The following is a 1,722-nucleotide window of genomic DNA, read 5'->3' as shown; positions in this document are numbered from 1 at the left end:
CGACGGTCGCGGTGCCGACGGCGACAGTCCCGGTGCCGACGGCGACGGTCCGTGGCCGCCGTGGGCGCTCGAGCAGGGTACCGACCGGTCGAGCGATTCGATGGCGATCGTCGACTCGTTCATCGACGAAGCCGAAGCGTCCACGCAATCGGAGCCGGAATCGGGGGTAGCGTCCGGGCGTATCTCGAGCGACGCGCTAGCCACATCGCCGTCGGAGGGAGCCCCGGAGCGATCGACCGCGTCGGCCCCCTCGGCTGAGATCGACGGCTTCGAACTTCGGGGTACCCCCGCGGTCTCGAGACGGGAGGGGGACGACGACCGGCCCGAGAGCCGTGAGGCGGAACCGGCCGGGGTCGACGCGGAGGGGACTGCAGGCGGCTCGAGTCGGCGCGATCGGTCGCGGCGCACGGACGAGGAGACGAGCGGCACAGGTGGGGAGACGACAAACACGGACGAGGACACGACGAACGCGGACGGGTTCGGGACGCTCTCGGGAACCAGCGAGACGGCACGCATCGACAGCGACTCGTTCGGGACGGCGCTCGAGCCCCAGTCCGACGACGACCGCTACCGGGCGCTCGGCGCGGCGCTCGACGCGGGCGGGAACGTCTCCGTCCGAGGGCTGCTCGAGGACGACGAGTTTCTTCCGGAGCTCCCTGCGGTCGAGTCCGATGAGACCCGTATCGAGTTCGCCGACGGGTGTGCTCCCGTCGGTGTCCCCGAGGCGGCGACGACCGAGCAGTCGGGGTTCGAGTGGGTCGATTCCGGCCCGCTCGAGACGACACGGCTCTCGAGTCGGTAACGCGTCGCGCGTTACGAGGGATTTTCGTCCGATTCGGCCCGCGGACCGGCGGGCGGAGACAGGGCTGGAACCTCGACGGTGACGATCGAACCGGTCGGATCGTCCGTCGCGAACGTCACGCCCCCGTCGGCGATTTCGGCACCCCACTTGGCTGACCAGAGCCGAGACCGCTGCCGCGGTGCACGGGCTCTTCCCAAGGGCTGAAAGCGCGTGAGCGCGCCGAGACAGGGAGCGATCGCCGTCGGTCACGACGGGAGCTACGCCGGGCGCAAGTTTTTTCGCCTATCGTCGAGAGTCGGGACCTATGGCATCCGAATCCCGGACGGCCGGTGTCGGCGGACAGTCAGCGCACGAGCGGCCGGGATTCGGTTTCTTCTTCGCCCGGTAACGCCGGGTCGGTGGATCCGTGAACGCTCACACCGAGCGCTCGCGGCGAAACCAACCGCTCGCTGCCCCCGGCCCCGACGCCCGGGCATATCGGAACCGCTAACTGACCGACACGCAGGCATACGAACAAGCGAATGCAACTTCCAGCACAACAGGTCGCGGTCCTCGAGGCCGCGAACGCGGACGAGGCAACGTCCGTCGACGCCCTCGCCGCGGCGACCGACCTCCCCCCCGAAACCGTCACCGGGGCCGTCTTCGAACTCGAGGACGAGGGACTGGTCGCCGTCAGCGAGCGCGTCGACGAAACGGTCGCGCTGACCGACGAGGGGCGCGAGTACGTCACCGACGGGCTCCCCGAGGTCCGGCTCTACGAGGCCGCCCTCGAGGCCGGAGGCGATGCCGATCCAGTCTCGATGGGACGGGTCATCGGCGCGTCGGGGCTCGAGGGCGGTGCGGTCGACATCGCGCTCTCGAACTACGCGCGCAAGGGCTACGGCGCGATCGACAGCGGCGAGATCACCGCCGACCCCGAC

Annotated in this window: 1 protein-coding gene and 1 pseudogene; both read left to right on the top strand. The window is 70.0% G+C overall.

Annotated elements, in window-relative coordinates:
• Positions 1-802 (top strand): annotated as a pseudogene (locus PGX04_RS25440) (hypothetical protein); the annotation flags it as partial.
• Positions 803-1,323: 521 nt separating this feature from the next.
• A partial coding sequence (locus tag PGX04_RS25435) for a DprA-like winged helix domain-containing protein (protein WP_465263844.1) occupies positions 1,324-1,722 on the top strand: 399 nt, incomplete at its 3' end.

This window comes from Natrinema soli (assembly GCF_028618695.1).
The sequence above is the reverse complement of the archived record's forward strand: the minus strand, read 5'-3'. Positions and strand labels throughout refer to the sequence as shown.